We start from the raw sequence: 16218 nt of genomic DNA, 5'->3' as shown, positions 1-16218 counted from the left end.
ACCACAGGCGTACAGGGCCGTTCATGCAACACTCTCATCATGCCTCTTAGCGGATAGGCCATCCATCAAACGGCGTCGGTAATCGGATTCGGATGCCACCGCAGGTCCTGCGTGGTGTTATAGGTAAGACCTTCATTATTATTGCAATACATAATAATGCGGGATGATGTCCTGATAGCTTCCGTCTTTCATGAGAAATCCCCCGGGAATGACACCAAGCTGGACAAATCCCAGCTTTTTATACAAATGGAGAGCTGCAGTATTTGTGCTTACGACAGCGTTAAACTGCAGTATTTTAAAGCCAGTTTCCTTCGCCTTAGTAATACAGTGCAAAACCAGAATCTCACCGATTCTCTTTCCTCGTTCATCGCCCTTTACAGCATAGCTCGCGTTACAAATATGCCCGCATCTGCCTACATTGTTTGGATGCAGGATATACAGCCCGACCAGGTTACCTGTTTCCTGCTCAATTGCCACCCCGGTAAAAGACTGGCTTTCAAAAAATTCCATGCCGTTCTTTTCCTCCAAAAGCTCCGTCTGAGGAAAAGCAATTCCGTCCTCAACGATCTCATTCCAAATTATAATCATAGCCGGAATATCTTCACGTGTAAATTCTCTAACGGTAATACCCATAACTGCCCTTCTCACCTGAATTTTAATTTAGTTATCTTTACTTTAATAATAACACACTTTCCTTCATAAAATAAAGGTTTCGGCATTGGCAAACGAGCAAAAGGGAAGACAGGGGCACTTGCGACATTGACATCAGCGAAAATCTGATTTATGATAGTTTATAGAACAAATTCTATAAACTATCATAATGAGGAGCAGTCGTATGGCGAGACCTAAAAAAGACCCAAACATAAAAAGAAAAGAATTTATAAATCAAGCTGCCGTTCTTTTCTTTGAAAAGGGATATAACGACACTTCTATCCAGGACATATTGTATGCCGTTGGCAAAGACGGGGCTTTATCCCCAAGCGTTTTTTATTACTATTTTAAATCTAAGGATGAGATATTTGAAGCAGTTGTACAGGATTACATGAATCAGTATATTGGACAGATTATGGAAGTGCTGGAGCAGGACCATCTGACCTATGCTGAAAAGATGCGAAAGTCCGTGGCAATCTATCGAAACGCGATAGAGGATTTCAAAAAAATTGACGCTTACTTTGACCAGGATACGCCGAGGGTATCTTATTTCAATTATTTAATCGACAGTCAAGTGATTTCTTCGTTGATAGACCCCCTTGATCAATTGCTCCGGCAAGGGTTAAAGTCTGGCTGTATTCCAAAAACAGCATTACTTATGCAAGCAGGAACCAAAATAATGGCGCAGGTTTTTCTATCATCTATGCTGCCGCTGACACACCAGGGCCGGGAGAATGACGGACAGCACCATTCGGAAAAATATGCTCAATTTGTTCCTCAGATCTTTGCACAGTTATTTGATGTTCATTCATTCAATACTTGAGGAGGAATGAGGAATGAAATTTACAATCGTGACGATTGGCTCAAGGGGTGATGTGCAGCCATTTCTTGCGTTGGGGAAAGGATTGCTGGATCGAGGGCATAGGGTTCGTATCTGCGCCATGCATGTTTTTCAGGATGTAATAGAAAAAGAAGGATTTGAGTATGCGCCTATGGCCGGTGATGCCAGGGAGGTCATGAGGCGGTTGATTGGAGAACAGGTTTCATCTTTTGAGTATTTCAGCAACTTAAAATATTTACTGAATCCGGTCAAAGAGGAATTTTTGTCGAATATTGAAACCGCCTGTACCGGCGCAGACGCTATCTTATACAGCCTTCTTGGAAGCGTTGCTTACCATGTGGGAGAGAAATTAAAGATTCCCTGTTTTCGCGTACCGTTTTGCCCCATTGACCCTACAGGTGAATTTCCTGCAATGACAGCGCCCCTTCTGCCATTAGGAAGAGCGTATAACAGGCTGACTTTTTGGGGCGGTGATCTTCTCTGGTCAAACGCAACAAGGTCATTGCTAAACGATTGGCGCTCTGAGATGGGGTTGAGGAAAATCAGGCTTTTTGAGTTTCCATATCGTAGAATGAATGGAGAAACGATTCCTACGCTCTATCCGTTCAGCCCTGTGCTCGTGCCAAAGCCTAAAGAATGGAGCAAGGATTGTTATTTGACCGGATTCTGGATTCGGGAAAGCACAGAAAATTGGGTACCGGATGAAAAACTGGCAAACTTTCTTAGCAATGGAACCAAACCGATATACATAGGTTTCGGCAGTACGGTTGGCGGGGATTTCGACCGGATACTTCATATCGTTTTGGAAAGCATTGCAAATACGGGGCAGCGTGCCCTCTTGTCATCAGGCTGGCGCAGCCTGAAAGGCGTTAAGCTGTCGGACAATGTTATGCAAATAGGCAATATCCCGCATGAATGGTTGTTTAAGCGTATGGCGGCTGTCTCTCATCATGGCGGTGCAGGGACAACCGCCGCCGGTGTACGCGCCGGCGTGCCAAGTGTGATCGTTCCTTTTGGCGGCGACCAGCCTTTTTGGGGAAACAGGCTGTTTGAGTTAGGCATAGGAACGAAACCGATTTGGACTAAAGAGCTTACGGTGGAGAACTATTCAAATGCAATCATGGAAGCTGTCGGCAATCATCGTATGAAAGAAAAAGCCGCCCAAATCGGAGAACGGTTAAGAGCTGAAAATGGTGTTCATGCTGCCGTGGAAATTATCGAAAAAATACTTGCGGATAAATGACCATTCTCACATCGGGCCAAGTGGCCGATGTAATGCCGAGGTACATTCTACGGTTTAAAATAAAAATGCCCTCCCGGCCGTCATGGTCAGGAGGGCACAATTTTTATCGATTGAGCAGGGGCAGACCCGGCACAGCGGTATAATTCGGACTCATGTGACCGAAGCGGCCTGGGAGTACTGATAATCCTCATTCCACTGCGCGTAAGCGCTGTCCGACCGATGGTCTTCCAGATCATAATTCTGAGCGAGATAATTCCCGAAGTAAGAACTGATTTTGTACGCGCCCCAAAGGTTAAGATGCCCCGCATTGTTCATGTCGTTCGCAAAGTCCAGCCCGACCTCGTCCTTCTTATCATAGAAATCGAGGAACGGAATCCCGTTTTCCTCCGCCACATCCGCGACCGTGTTGAACAGAGCCTCGCAGTCGTTCACCCAATCGCTTTCTTTTTCAGCTTCGCTGTAGTCGCAGGGCATGTTTATAAAAATGAGGTCAAAGTTCTCCGTCTTTGACAGATCGATAATTTTATTCAGGTATTCCAGGGACTTTTCCGGAATATCGATCCGGTTGTCCGTAGTCTTCCACTCGGAATTCGGTTTACCGTACCGGTCGGTCCCGGCTGCAAACCCCTTTGAGTAGTAAAGAGGCGCGACGTCGAAACCGAAATCCTTCTTCTGCAGGGACGACCATCTGAAATGATATTTCAGGACCGGCAGGAGATACGCAATTCGGTCCTGCGGAGGGACGCAGTTCCAGATGGTCTCCAGCTTATTTTCTGAAAATTGCATATTGTCCACCGTGTTGCTGATTAACCCGGATTCCCCGTATTGGGTTGTCATGCCAAGATAAAATAAGTCCACAACGACAAGAGGACTCTTGTGCGTCTTTAAGACTTCTTTTAATAAGTAGTAGGTCACATCAAGCGGCTGCCCACCCGTTGCATAATTAAAGCTGGTGATGCCCTGCTGGTTCCAGATGACGTTTGGGTCCAGCCCGCCGTTCATATGGCTGGAACCCATAAAAACAACGTCGTACTGGTCGTCGGACAGGTACAGGCCCTCTTCCAGCTTTGCCCGGTGCTCCGTTTTGTAAACGAAGATCGGGCTGAGCCCGGCGAGAAGAACAACCAGCAGGGCAGTAAAAAGCAAACTTTTTCCAATGATTTTTTTACGCATTCGTTTCCTCCACTTGGCTTTGTTCGTAAATTGAAAATTGACGGATTTTCAGACACAAAGTGCCTTACCCGCCTACGGTGCTCACGTTGATAGCCTATTCCATACGGGTTTTCTGTATTCCTCGCTTTGAATACGCTTCAAAGCAAGCGATGTGCGAAACGGGCATGCAGGTTCAGCCTGCCCGTATGCCGGGCATTTTTGACGCGGTCGGACGTGAATCGTCCAGCTCCTGATTTGCGAACGGGCCTAAAACTTGCTATAAATAAACTGCTGGGCGTTATATTCCGACCCGTAAGTGCCGAAGACGGCCAGCGTCAGGGCGGCTGTCAGATACACCGACCACCGCACCGCGGCATTGCTGCCCAGCACGGCGCTGCGCAGGTCCCATTTCCTTTTTATAAAGTCCACCGCTGCCACGACGAGAATCCCAAGGACCGCGGCCAGAAATTCCGGCTGCGTGAGGCCGAGGCTGAAAAGGGAGCCGTCCCACAGGGACGCCGGATTAAACCGGAACAGATTCCCGATCATCGCGGCCGCGTCGGGCAGCGTTTCCGCGCGGAAAAAGATCCATGCAAAGCTGACCAGTAAAAAGGTGAAGGCGGTCTGCAAAGCCCGGTACCAGGCGGAACTCTCGCCGATTCCCAAGCGCTCCCGGGCATTTTTTCTCAGCCGCTTCGACAGCAGCCCGACCACCTGATAAAACCCGTGCAGGGCGCCCCAGATCAGAAAGTTGACAGAATCCCCGTGCCAGAGGCCGCAGACCACAAACACGGTCATCAGATTCAGGCAGCGGCGGAACGCGGAGCACCGGCTCCCGCCGAGCGGGATATACAGGTAATCCTTGAACCAGGAGCCCAGCGAAATATGCCAGCGCCGCCAGAACTCCTGAATCGACCTTGAAAAATACGGCCGGTCGAAATTGGTGGTCAGCCGGAAGCCCATCACTTCCGCCGCACCGATGGCGATATTGGTATAGCCGGCAAAATCGCAGTAGATCTGGAACGTGTAAAAGACGACGGCAACGATGGAGGCGAGTCCGTAGTACTGCGCCGGCTTTCCGTATACCGTATCAACCAGAACTCCGAGCCGGTCCGCTACGACCATTTTCTGAAAATAGCCCCACAGCATCAGCAGGACGCCTCTTCTGGCCCGGTCGTAATCAAAAATATGTACCTCGTCCAGCTGGCGGAGGAAGTTCTTCGATTTCTCGATCGGGCCGGAAGTGATCTGCGGGAAGAAGGAAACAAACAGCGCGTATTTTCCCAGATGCCGTTCCGGCGGAACGTCCCCTCTGTAAACGTCCACGGTGTAGCTCAGAGCCTGAAAGGTGTAGAAGGAGATTCCCACCGGCAGCAGCAGGTCGAAATGCGCCGCGGCCACGGGAACACCCGTCAGGGAAAGGATGCCCGCGCCGATCTGACTGAACAGGTTCAGATATTTGAAGACGGATAAAATACCGATATTGATGAAGAAGCTCAGGGCGACCCAGATTTTCTTCTGCCGCGCCGCTCTGCCGGGATCCGCCAGCCGGGCGGATTCCCCGATCAGCAACCCGCTCGCGTAGGTGACCAGCGTGGAAACGCCCAGAAAGATGGCGTACCACGGATGATAACACATGTAAAAAAAATAACTGGCCGCGAGCAGCCAAATCCACCGGAATTTGTGGGGGAGGACAAAATATACCACCGTCGAGACAGAAAAGAACAGAAAAAACTCCAGCGAGATGAACGACAAAAAAGCACCTCCTAAACCTGCAATTGGCCCGTATCCCGACCCGATTGATTTCTTTACTATTAAATCATAAAAATGCAAACATTTTGTTAACAATTGTAATCTTTTTGTAATCTTTTTTACATATATCCTTAGAAATAAAAAAATCCCCGTCAGCCAATAGGCCAGCGGGGATAATTTGCTGTCATCAGCTAAAGTTCCTCTGATCGAGAAATTTTTCAAATTTTGCCGGTCCCAAAATCTCGTTGGTCACAAACTTGCCGTCATAGAAAAAGCTGTAGGTGGTAAAGGGCGTGGGGGCAGATTGTGCCTGCCCGGTCGTCGCGATCTTGTGGACGCTGATTTCCGCTCCGCGTTCCTTCGCAAGGCTGACGATGATCGGCACATATTTGTCGGTGTGCGGACACTGGTTGGTGTAGTACAGCACCATGCCCTTTTCGGCGATTTTGCCCTGCTTTGCGCAGTCCCTGAACCTCGGAACAGGAGCGTTCCCGGTAAACGGCAGGCAGTAGAGAACAAAAAAGGGCGCAGCGGTATCGGCAGCTGAAAAGCCTTTGTGTTTCAGATAATCCGGGTCGGACAGGAATGGACGTTTTTTCTCCGAGGCGACAACAGTGAGGCCGCAGCAGCCTTTGGATTTGGCATCCTGAATGCACTCCTCCAACAGACGGTCGGCGTAGCCCTTTCCCTTATACTGCCCCGAAACCCAAAAGCAGTTGACGTGCATATACCCCGGTGCACCGATGGGGCACCATGCCTTCTCTGCGGGGATGTACTCAATAAACACCTTCCCCCGGACATTTAGCTTCCGGAACACCAGGCCATCCGCAAAGCGTTCTCTCATCCACGCCTTTTTGGAGGATACACAGGTTTCGCCCTTCTTGTCGGAGATGGCGCAGCAGATATGCTCGCGATCAATGTTGTCCGCTGTTACGGTGATGATGTTTTCCATTGCTACACCTTCTTTTTGATATTTCACATTCCGGCACGGCTGGGCGGAACAACGGCCGTAGCTGGGCTGGATCTCGGAATTCTCCTGCAGAAAGCGATTCGTTTCAACCCATAAGCGGCTGCTAATGTACCCCGAGAGTCAAGGATGGAGATGCCCTCGATTTTTCCTTGGGTGGTATATATCGGAAGATTCGTATATAAAACAGAAAATCATAACGGCTGCACGGAAAGAATTAGCTTGGCGATCAAGTAAATAAGATAGAACAGCATCAATGGATTGCTAAAAAATCTGCGGATGCGATGTTCCACGGGAACAAAATTTTCCTTCTCCTTACGCAAGTTTTTTAGAATCATCTGCCGCTTTTTTATCAGCACCCAAATACCAATGCCTCCTAAAATTGCAATAATAACATAAATGGCGATGGTATTGGGAATTAAGGTCAAACCGTTATTGATGACGTGCAGGATATAGGCGCTTTTTATACTTCCGGTTTCCAATGTAACATATGCAAGTACAAGCCCAAAAAGAAATGTTTGAAAGAGTTGGGTGAAATTTCCGTGACCGAGTGAGAAAAAAACAGAAGACATGATGATAGCAAAACATTTCCCATATGGAGCAAAAGCAGAAAGCAACAGCCCCCTGCAAAGTATTTCTTCTGACAGTGGAGCAATAAAAACCCCAATGACTATCAGCAAAATAGTAAGTAAAAAGGGCCCGTTGCTACCTATTTCAGAATGTGATGGTGACTGAAGACCGGCTCGCTGAAACAGGGCAGAAAGGGGTATACAAAACAAAAACAGGCCAATAGCTGCAAAGGTATATTCTACTGGAATATAATACTTCATATTCTTTACGTCAACTTTAGCGCTATTCCAAAGGTGCAGTAAATGAATATGTAGAATTTTTCCAATCAGCGGAAAAACAACAAGAAAGTTAAACATATACCCAGTAGCCACCCATATGACTCTGGAAGGTAACCCATTTGTAGTACCGCCTGCCGCTAAAATTATTTTATAAACTACTGGCGCCAACACCATCTGGATGAAGACGTCAGATAAAATCAGACACAACGCAACTTTCGTCACTGTGGTCCTGAAATTTTTTGCCTCAATTTCCGACTCCATATATTGAACCTCCTTGTTTAAGCTGAGCTTCATAGACAGAATGGAGAAGGTCAGAAGATAGGGGAGACGGCACACAAACATAGTAACCTTATTTCACTTCGCGTTATGTCCTATCCAATGAGAAAATGAAAATAATTAAAAATCAGACCAACGGCCAGAGATATTGTATTGGCAATTACTGTATACAGGGCAAGCTTGGGTTTGGAAATATGTTTGAACAAGAACAAGTATGCCACAAATTCAGTAATGAAAACAAATATTTCGCCGATAATTACTGAATCGGTATAACTAACCGTGCCGGATCTGATGAAAGCAAAAAGTATGATTTGAGTGACAATGTTGATCACGACAACTTTCCGGAGCGGCCTCATTTTAAATGGAACAGCGACCAAAGCTTCTATCGCAACGGATATCGTCATTCTGGTTAAATAAGCCAAAATGAATAAGAACGAAAAAGCCATAGCGCTGTAGCCGTGATAATACGGCGAAAATTCTATGGTCGGCGTTTCGCTCCCTGCATTATATCTGACTGTGCGTGGAAAAGTATCATCATCGGTTGGCGTTACACTTACCGCATTGGAGACCTTCAGGAGTTTCCCATCCCTGTCAAGCAAGGCGATTTTGATAGTCTTCGTCATAGTACTGATCGGTTTATTCCCATTGTTCAGTATCATATCTTTTGTCAACTCTGAGTTGGACTGTTGGCTGTTGGGACTTGATTGCACATCTTTACAATGGAAAGATGTGCTCATATATCCGTCCTGATTGTAAGCTACGATAGGTGTTGAACGGCTAAAGCCATGAGCACTCGCATTTGCCGTATTCAAATCCGTATAATATTCGTTGTTACTGTCTATTTTAATCAGAATATCAATATACCTTACATTTTCATCTGCATTGGTTACGTACGAATAAAAATAACTCGGAGGCGGAGGTGAATTAGCATAGGCAACACACAAAGGTGTAAAAAAAATACAAAAAATTCCTATGGTAAGAAACAGGAAAAGTGTTTTTACTTTTCGCATTCGTTTCACTCCCTTTTATAAATAATAAAGCTCTTTACAGTGTGTAAACACATTGCGAAATTCACAATAGAGGGGAGACAACAATTGTTTTCATAGTCTGAATCCCATTTGTTTGTAAGAGCCCAAGTGGCTGATAGCGGTTTAGATGCCCAACATGCCCGGTCCTACAAATTATTTTTCTACAAATATCTTTGCATTCCCACAAGTACATAACTTTCTGCGGGCACTTCGACGCCCGTTTTTTCAAAATGATTTCTGATCCAAAATGCTTCGCTTTGATAATTCCCTCTAACATATGCAAGCTTTGCAGCAGAAAAGCCCGTTTCTTTGAGGTAATGACAAACTTCTGTAATGATGGCGGTCCCGACGCCTTTTCCCTGCACTTGCTGATCCGTCATAAAGAAACCTATAAATGCTGTTTTCGAATTGGGATACCCGGATATCAAATCCATTATTGCGACAAGCGATCCATCTTTATAAAAGCCAATGTAATATTTATCTTCCAGGGTTTTACCCTTTGGCAATATTATCAGATCTTCTTTTATGCTGTTAATTGTTACAAATGGCGGGCATTTTCTTACCCTCTTGCGGATTAATGATGTGTGTTCTTAACCTCATAAAACATAAGCTCAAAGGGTAGGGGAGACGCAATCAAGTATCATCTGGATGTGAGGGATTCCATCCTCAAGAAATATTCCTGAAACCTGTTTGAATCCTTGCTTTTCATAAAATCCTTTTGCATATGTTTGCGCTTCTATTCTTATAGCAGTCGCCTTCAATTTGTTTTTCGCAACCTTTATCCCTTCTGAGAGAATTTCGCTGCCTATGCCATGCCGTCTTTTCACGGCAATCACTCGGCCAATCGATACCTCATTATAGGACACACCTTTATCAACAACTCTTAAGTATGCCTGTATTCCATCATCATCTTTTAAATACACATGAAATGATCGTTTATCCTTGCCATCGATCTCCTGATACGGACAATTTTGTTCAACAACAAATACGGCAACTCTTATCTTAAGAATCTCGTACAATTCCTCAACTGTTAACTCTTCAAATCTTTTTACTATAAGCTCCATTTTGTTCCATCCTTCATTTTTATTTATTGTTTATATAGATGTTTATGAATAATTTAGCCAAACCTTCATTCATCCAATCTTCGAGGCAACCGATCAAGTTCAACAGTCAATCAGGTAAAAAAGACCAAAATAAATTGAATCTGCCTATATTTTATCACTTCCCTTTATTTTCCTCAATGGCAACTTGACTAAAATGATAGAAAAGACGAAAGGAGACGCGCTCATGTAAAGCCGCCTTTGGAGACGGAGGCCTCCGGTCTGGTCGGCGCGGTAGTCCGGCGTCTGCGGGTCCAGACTGCTGATCGTGACGCCGTGGAGTTATAAATCGGTTCTCCCCAGACAAAGTCCTCACGCCCGCCGCAGAAGTGCGCGCGCGTTCATCCTATAAAAAAAGTATGACCTGTAAGTAAACAGTGTTTTTTCTGTCTGCTTACAGGTCATCACTTCATTTTACGGGTGATATTGACTTTTACGCATCCCTTTGCTTTTATGATATTTCATTTTAGTCTGAGCCGGCCGGGTCCTGCAGCCCATCCTTCAGACAGCCGAATGCAGGCCGGGAATCTTTGGTTCAATCATGCGTTCCGAAAGAGGCAGCCCCAGCAATTTACAGACAAGGGGTGCAATATGCAGCTGGGCCACCGCCTGATCGCTGTAATCCGCCGCATCGACTTGGTCGCTGATGATATACATTGGAACCATTCTTTCCTCTGCGCTGGTTCCTCCATGGATTCTGTCCCTGCCCATCCCATGGTCAGCGGTTATGATCACGCTGTATCCCTCTTCAGACCATTTGAGCAGAAACTGGGACAGGATACAATCAACGTTAAAAGCCGCCTTGCAGTACTCTCCGCTCTCCCCGCCGAATTGATGGCCGACGTAATCCACACTCATGGGATGCACCAGAATAAATCCCGGGTTATGGCGGATGATCAGTTCATCCGCGTCAAGAAACAGATGGGAATCCGGGTAGCTGTCGTCATAATAAAACATGGCGTTCTGGATCGCCGATGAGGAATCACTGTGGAACCGGTCCGTCAGCGGATGGAACGGGGCATGAAGATATAGTTCGCTGAAAAAATAATAAGCGGCGGCGGCAGTCGCAATACCGGCATCCACCGACATCTGGAAAAGATTTTCCTGAGTGGATTTTCGGATTGTTTCATTTGAAGCGATCTGATTGACGGATACCGGCGTTCCGGTCATAAGGACCTCATATAACGGCCGGGAAACCGATGGGAGTTCCGACCTGACAACATACTTCGACGCTATGCGCGCCTCCACGAGATGCTCCATAAAACCCATATGACGAAACGCTGTTTCCGCGTTCAGACCATCGATTAGAACAAAAAGCACTTTTTCCAACTTATGAACCTCCTGACAATACCATTCTATTTGTTTCATCCAGTATTCAGCAATCCGTTCCCAAGGCTTTTTTCCTGCCCGCCGACATTCTTCAGGGATTCTTCGGTCTGCGCATCAAAGACATGCATATTCTCGGGCCTGACGATCATTTCCACCGTCTGGCCGATCTGAAGATCCGTATGTCCGTTGGCGTGTACCTCAACAAAAAAAGTGTTTCCATCGGACGAACGGATGGTATATCTTTTCGTCTTTCCGAGAAAATCCAAATTGTAGATTTGTCCCCGCAGATGGTTGATCTGCCCGTTTTCACTGAAACTTTCGGAAAGCTCTATGTCCTCGGCATGCATGACAATTCGGATTTTTCTGCCGATCTCCGCTTTTTTCTCGTCAAGGTGCGGCAATGCGACCATACCGCTGCATACTTTCGCAATGGGGGGACTAAGGGATGCGATCGTACCCTCCATAACGGAAACCACCCCGATAAACGAAGATGTAAAAAAACAATTCGGATTGGAATACATGGTCTGCGGGTCGTCATATTCCACGATGGAACCTTCCCGCATGAGCGCCACCCGGTCGGCAATCGCAAGAGCCTCCGCCTGGTCATGAGTCACAAAAACAGCCGTGATGCCAAGCTGGAGCTGGAGCCTGCGGATTTCGCCGCGCAGCGAAAGCCGTACCGCCGCGTCAAGCGCGCTGAGCGGTTCGTCGAGCAGAAGAAGATCGGGGCTGGGCGCAAGCGCCCTGGCCAGCGCGACCCGCTGCTGCTGCCCGCCGCTCATTTGATGCGGATACCGGTTTCTGAAGTCCTGAAGTCCGACCCTCTCCAGCCATTCTTCCGCTTCCTTTTGGGACTGTTTCCGGGGCATTCTTTTCATTTCCAATCCAAACGCAACGTTTTGCAGCGCATTTAAATTGGGGAACAGCGAATAATGCTGAAATACCATCCCGACACGGCGTTTTTTGGCGTCCAAACCGCCCCAGTCCACTCCCTTGAACTCGATGCCGCCGCCGTCAGGCATCTCCAGCCCCGCGATAATTTTCAGCAGCGTGCTTTTTCCACAGCCGCTGGGCCCGAGCAAACAAACCATTTTGCCCTCGCTGATCTCCAGATTGATTTGATTTAAAACACGGACTTTTCCATAGTGTTTCTCAATGTCCGTAAGTTTCAGATGATTCAAAGAGCATCTTCCTCCTTCCTTTCTCCTTTTGCTTTGCTTTGGAAACCCGCAATCCACGACATGATAAAGATGATCAGCATTCCAATCACGGAAAGCGTACTGACCACATGCCCGTCCATGGTAAAGTATTTATACTGATACATCGCAAAGGTCTCCCAGCCGGCTCCCACAATCAGCTGCTGGAGCGCGAAATTATCAAACGTACTCGCAAAGGCGATGACTCCTGCAATGACGATCCCTTTTTTCAGCGAGGGTATCATAATCCGGATGATAAATTCCAAAGTTCCGCACCGGAGAGTCCTCGCGGCGTTGTAGAGCTCCACCACATCGACAGCCTGAAATGCATTTAAGATCGTCCAGTACACGAACGGCAGACCGAACGCGGCTTGAACCCCAATCAGGAGGGCGGGGGTGCCAAGCAGGGCGGGGACCGTCGCGCCGTAAAACTTGACGGAACCCAGAGCCAGCACCACCGCCGGCAGGGCTATTGGAATAATGGAAAGTATTTGAATCAGCCTTCCAAGGCCTTCGTTTCCAATTTTGATTGCGAAGACGGCGGGGATTGTCACAGCGACCTCCAGGACCGCCACAACCAGGCAAAGAAAAATCGTTCGGAACAGAGACGAGTAAAATTCATCGCTGGCGAAAATTATGGAATAGGCATTCAGCGACCATGACTGCGGCAGGACGGTGTCGGTCCACTTTCCCGACAGGGAAAACAGCACCGTTGCAAGGATCGGAATGCCAAGATACAGCAGGAAGAAAATCGAAACCGCAGAAAACCCGATCCGTTCCCACCTGTCACGCTTAGCTTTCCGGGAAATCGGCCGCGTATCGGAAGATCCTCCGGTTTTTATCCAATCCATTTTGAAGCCCTCTTATTAAAAACATCATAAATACAGGTTGTAACGATCATAATTAAAAGCAGCACCACCGAAAGAATATCCGCGTCGGACCGGTTAAAAACGGACATCTGCATTAAATAGCCGATTTGAAGCGTAATCAGGTTGATGCGGTTGTCGGTGATGGCCTGGGCAGTGGCGTAAGTTCCCATTGCCTGAAGAAAAACAAGTGTGGTGGAGGAGAGAAACGAGGGAAGCAGAACCGGACCCGCAATTTTCAGAAAATAGCGGAGCTTTCCGGCGCCCAGGGTGCGGGCGGCTGCGAACCACTCCGGTTTCAGGCATCCCACTGCCGGCATAAAAATCAGGCACATAAACGGAACCAGAAAGGAAAGATAGGCCCAGTGAAGCCCGGAAAGGCTTACCAGCTTAAAATCGGCAAGCATCCCGATTCCGATATGTTTCAGCAGCAGGGACAGCATCCCGTTTGTTCCCAGCGTCGCTATAAACGAGAACGCAAGGCTCACACCGCCGTTGTGGGCGCCAAAATTAACAAAGGCAAGGAACCAGCTGTGCTTGGACAGCTTTGGCGCCCAGAACAGGGCAAGCAGCCCCCCGATGACGGCAGCTTCCGCCGTCGTCCAAAAAGCGAGAAGGAAGCTGCCCCGAAAAGCCCTGACGTAAGTGCTGTTGCGCGCAACGGCAATCCAGCCGTTCAGACCGCTGTCAAAGCTGTGAACGATGATGGAGATCACAGGGAAAACCAAAAACAGGGCACAGATGATGAGGTAGGGCAATGCGAGGAGGTACGGGAGGGCTCCTCCAACATGCCGTTTCCGGCTTTTGAGACTCTGTTCCTGCTCCATTTTGACCATTACTGTCCCAAAACCTCCTTTGTCCACCTGGCTGCGATCACATCCGGCGCCACCTTGTCCCATTCGGTCGGTTTCCCGCAGTTCGTGTAAAAGCTGTCTGGAAGCATCTTGCTTTTAATTTCATCCGGGATCTGCAGGTTGCCTTCCACATAGCGGATCGGGCGCGCATACCCTTTTGCAAAAATCAGCTGTCCTTCGTCCGATGATACAAAATCCGCGAATTTTTTCGCGTTGTCAGGGTGAGGCGACCATTTATTGATGATCAATGCACCCGGCGCCCAGATAGATCCTTCCTCCGGGAACACGATGGAGAAATTCGCCTGCCCTTTCAGCTGTTCCTGATACCCTTTCGCCAGGAAATCGTAGACAATGTAAATCGGAACCTCTCCTTTTTGCAGTGTTGCGACGGACACGGAGATATTCTTGATGTTGCCCGCTTTCTGGAGCTTCGAAAAATAGGACATGGACGCGTCAAGATTGGTGACGCTTCCGCCCAGAGCGTACGACGCAGCCAGAACCATATTTTGTCCGGAGCCCGATGTCTGCGGGTTTGACATGCAGACCATGTCTTTGTAATCGCTCTTCAGCAAATCGTTCCATGACTTCGGAACATTCTTGACGATATCCGTGTTCACCAAAAACACGGGGACCCCGACGTACAGCCCGGACCAGTTTCCGTCCTTATCCTTGGCCCAGTCGCCGATCTTATCCCAGTTCGCGTGTTTATACGGCATGGTAACGCCCTGCTGCACGGCGACCGGTCCCCACATCATGCCGACTTCGGCCGTGTCCGCAACAGGATTGTTCTTTTCCGCGCCGAACTTCTGAATCTCTTCGGCACTCGACATATCGGTGTCGGTGTGCGTGGTTCCGTATTTTTCATTGAAGGTCGCGAACATTTCCTTCCAGTTTGCCCAATCGTCGGGCTGTCCATAAGTAATAATCTTGTTCTCGGCTGAAGCCGTCCCCGCGCTGCCGGAGCAGCCTGCGGCAAAGGTCATCATGAGAGCTGCGGCCGTCAGCAGACAGCCGGTCTTTTTCCAAAATCCTGGCATTTTTATACCCCGCTTTCAGTAGTCAAAATTCTTGTAACCGGTCCAAAGGCGCCATTTCACGATAACGCTCGGTCATCGATGTTTCAATCATAGGGTTCATATGTTAAAGCGCCAACCCATCGATGTAAAAAACCAGTTAACTCTATTTCCGTACCGATTAGCAGCAGCGTATTGCTTCAGTACGTTGCTGAGGGTTTTCCGCAGGTAAAAGGGCGGCAGCATCCAAGCTGGATACTGCCGCCCCGAAAAGCGAATATGTTCTGATCCGCCGATACAGGGGAAGCCTGCGCAGACGGGAAGTTTCCGTATCGGGCTTAAGATCGCTAAAAATTAATTTTCAGCTTAAACCGGTCGCTCCGTGCATAAACCTGAAAATATTCCACAGGACCGCCGGGTACCTCGAATACATTGGTTTCCTTTAACAGGGGGATGCCGGCATCAATGCCGAGCAGATGAATTTCCGAAACAGTGGGCAGGACCACTTCGACCGCCACGCTCTTGCAGATCGGGTGCGCGTAGCCATATTTATCGACAAGAATATCGTTGAGCGAATAAAAGCTGTTTAGATACTGCTCCAGCTCCGGCACCATTCTTTGCGGGATTTCAGAGTAGCAAATGGCAAGGGGAAGACCCATGACGGACCGCAGAACTTTCAGCCGGTAAAGCTGGTCGCCCTCCGAAAGACCGAAAATGTTTTTTTCAACCTGCTTGGCCCGGATCAGCGTCCATGCCAGCAATTTACTCTCATAGCGATATACCGGCTCCTGAAATGTTTCCGAAAAGCCGACGTTGACATCCTGCTGATAGACGATGAACTGCTGCTTTTCCGCGACAAAAAAGCCTTTCCCTTTGCGCGCGTATACTTTTCCCTGAGAACGCAAATGGTCCAGCGCTCCCCTTACGACATTGCGGCTGACGCCAAACTGGGTCGCAAGGGAGTTTTCCGAGGGCAGCATTTCGTCCGTGGACAGCCTGTGGGTACGGATATAACCCATCACGTAATCTGCAATCTTCAATTTCATCAGCTGCGTTTTCACGATGTGACCATCGCTCATCAATCTCACTCTCCCTTCAATGT

Annotated in this window: 16 protein-coding genes; 2 read left to right on the top strand and 14 right to left on the bottom strand. The window is 48.0% G+C overall.

The annotated features are described in order from the left end of the window. Nucleotides 1-138 precede the first annotated feature (138 nt). Nucleotides 139-633 (bottom strand): GNAT family N-acetyltransferase, encoded by a 495-nt coding sequence (locus VXK30_RS11090; RefSeq protein ID WP_275713692.1) that lies wholly within the window; start codon nt 631-633, stop codon nt 139-141. A 202-nt stretch (nt 634-835) separates the two neighbouring features. On the opposite strand from VXK30_RS11090, the gene VXK30_RS11085 reads away from it, so the two are divergent. After that, nucleotides 836-1474, top strand: a complete 639-nt coding sequence (locus VXK30_RS11085) for a TetR/AcrR family transcriptional regulator (RefSeq protein WP_275713691.1) — start codon at nt 836-838, stop codon at nt 1472-1474. A 13-nt stretch (nt 1475-1487) separates the two neighbouring features. Next, entirely contained in the window at nt 1488-2735 is a 1248-nt protein-coding gene (locus VXK30_RS11080; RefSeq protein WP_275713690.1) for a glycosyltransferase, read from the top strand. Nucleotides 2736-2885: 150 nt separating this feature from the next. On the opposite strand, the gene VXK30_RS11075 is transcribed toward VXK30_RS11080, so the two are convergent. The 13 genes from VXK30_RS11075 to VXK30_RS11015 form a co-directional block, all read right to left on the bottom strand. Next, entirely contained in the window at nt 2886-3908 is a 1023-nt protein-coding gene (locus VXK30_RS11075) for a hypothetical protein (RefSeq protein WP_275713689.1), read from the bottom strand. Nucleotides 3909-4154: 246 nt separating this feature from the next. Further along, nucleotides 4155-5642, bottom strand: coding sequence for an MBOAT family O-acyltransferase (locus VXK30_RS11070; protein WP_275713688.1), 1488 nt, complete (start codon nt 5640-5642; stop codon nt 4155-4157). Between the two features lie 184 nt (nt 5643-5826). Then, the gene (locus tag VXK30_RS11065; RefSeq protein WP_275713687.1) at nt 5827-6591 is read right to left on the bottom strand and encodes an N-acetyltransferase; all 765 of its coding nucleotides are present in this window, start codon (nt 6589-6591) and stop codon (nt 5827-5829) included. Nucleotides 6592-6800: 209 nt separating this feature from the next. After that, complete coding sequence (locus tag VXK30_RS11060; RefSeq protein WP_275713686.1) at nt 6801-7715, bottom strand: CPBP family intramembrane glutamic endopeptidase; 915 nt, start codon at nt 7713-7715, stop codon at nt 6801-6803. Between the two features lie 110 nt (nt 7716-7825). Continuing rightward, nucleotides 7826-8740: a hypothetical protein gene (locus VXK30_RS11055; RefSeq protein ID WP_275713685.1), complete on the bottom strand. Its 915-nt coding sequence runs from the start codon at nt 8738-8740 to the stop codon at nt 7826-7828. 179 nt (nt 8741-8919) lie between these two features. Then, entirely contained in the window at nt 8920-9264 is a 345-nt protein-coding gene (locus tag VXK30_RS11050; RefSeq protein WP_275713684.1) for a GNAT family N-acetyltransferase, read from the bottom strand. Between the two features lie 105 nt (nt 9265-9369). Continuing rightward, the gene (locus VXK30_RS11045; protein WP_275713683.1) at nt 9370-9822 is read right to left on the bottom strand and encodes a GNAT family N-acetyltransferase; all 453 of its coding nucleotides are present in this window, start codon (nt 9820-9822) and stop codon (nt 9370-9372) included. A 537-nt stretch (nt 9823-10359) separates the two neighbouring features. Then, a complete protein-coding gene (locus tag VXK30_RS11040) occupies nt 10360-11178 on the bottom strand; it encodes an alkaline phosphatase family protein (RefSeq protein ID WP_275713906.1) in 819 nt (272 codons plus the stop codon). A gap of 44 nt (nt 11179-11222) precedes the next feature. Beyond that, complete coding sequence (locus VXK30_RS11035) at nt 11223-12368, bottom strand: ABC transporter ATP-binding protein (protein ID WP_275713682.1); 1146 nt, start codon at nt 12366-12368, stop codon at nt 11223-11225. Next, nucleotides 12365-13234: an ABC transporter permease gene (locus tag VXK30_RS11030; RefSeq protein WP_275713681.1), complete on the bottom strand. Its 870-nt coding sequence runs from the start codon at nt 13232-13234 to the stop codon at nt 12365-12367. Before VXK30_RS11030 ends, VXK30_RS11035 begins: the two co-directional genes overlap by 4 nt. Then, the gene (locus VXK30_RS11025) at nt 13222-14085 is read right to left on the bottom strand and encodes an ABC transporter permease (protein ID WP_275713680.1); all 864 of its coding nucleotides are present in this window, start codon (nt 14083-14085) and stop codon (nt 13222-13224) included. Before VXK30_RS11025 ends, VXK30_RS11030 begins: the two co-directional genes overlap by 13 nt. Beyond that, entirely contained in the window at nt 14085-15140 is a 1056-nt protein-coding gene (locus VXK30_RS11020) for an extracellular solute-binding protein (RefSeq protein ID WP_275713679.1), read from the bottom strand. Before VXK30_RS11020 ends, VXK30_RS11025 begins: the two co-directional genes overlap by 1 nt. A 323-nt stretch (nt 15141-15463) precedes the next feature. Further along, nucleotides 15464-16195: a GntR family transcriptional regulator gene (locus VXK30_RS11015; RefSeq protein ID WP_275713678.1), complete on the bottom strand. Its 732-nt coding sequence runs from the start codon at nt 16193-16195 to the stop codon at nt 15464-15466. Nucleotides 16196-16218 lie beyond the last annotated feature (23 nt).

Origin of the sequence: Caproiciproducens sp. CPB-2 (assembly GCF_036287215.1) — a bacterium.
Taxonomy (GTDB): Bacteria; Bacillota; Clostridia; order Oscillospirales; family Acutalibacteraceae; genus Caproiciproducens.
Note: the sequence above shows the minus strand (reverse complement) of the source record. Positions and strands in the feature narration are given on the sequence as shown.

Bases quoted from the DNA above. Each gene is read 5' to 3' on its own strand.
- VXK30_RS11020 (WP_275713679.1), bottom strand. From the start codon at position 15,140: ATGCCAGGATTTTGGAAAAAGACCGGCTGTCTGCTGACGGCCGCAGCT.
- VXK30_RS11030 (WP_275713681.1), bottom strand. From the start codon at position 13,234: ATGGATTGGATAAAAACCGGAGGATCTTCCGATACGCGGCCGATTTCC.
- VXK30_RS11075 (WP_275713689.1), bottom strand. From the start codon at position 3,908: ATGCGTAAAAAAATCATTGGAAAAAGTTTGCTTTTTACTGCCCTGCTG.
- VXK30_RS11045 (WP_275713683.1), bottom strand. From the start codon at position 9,822: ATGGAGCTTATAGTAAAAAGATTTGAAGAGTTAACAGTTGAGGAATTG.
- VXK30_RS11065 (WP_275713687.1), bottom strand. From the start codon at position 6,591: ATGGAAAACATCATCACCGTAACAGCGGACAACATTGATCGCGAGCAT.
- VXK30_RS11055 (WP_275713685.1), bottom strand. From the start codon at position 8,740: ATGCGAAAAGTAAAAACACTTTTCCTGTTTCTTACCATAGGAATTTTT.
- VXK30_RS11025 (WP_275713680.1), bottom strand. From the start codon at position 14,085: ATGGTCAAAATGGAGCAGGAACAGAGTCTCAAAAGCCGGAAACGGCAT.
- VXK30_RS11015 (WP_275713678.1), bottom strand. From the start codon at position 16,195: ATGAGCGATGGTCACATCGTGAAAACGCAGCTGATGAAATTGAAGATT.
- VXK30_RS11060 (WP_275713686.1), bottom strand. From the start codon at position 7,715: ATGGAGTCGGAAATTGAGGCAAAAAATTTCAGGACCACAGTGACGAAA.
- VXK30_RS11085 (WP_275713691.1), top strand. From the start codon at position 836: ATGGCGAGACCTAAAAAAGACCCAAACATAAAAAGAAAAGAATTTATA.
- VXK30_RS11080 (WP_275713690.1), top strand. From the start codon at position 1,488: ATGAAATTTACAATCGTGACGATTGGCTCAAGGGGTGATGTGCAGCCA.
- VXK30_RS11090 (WP_275713692.1), bottom strand. From the start codon at position 633: ATGGGTATTACCGTTAGAGAATTTACACGTGAAGATATTCCGGCTATG.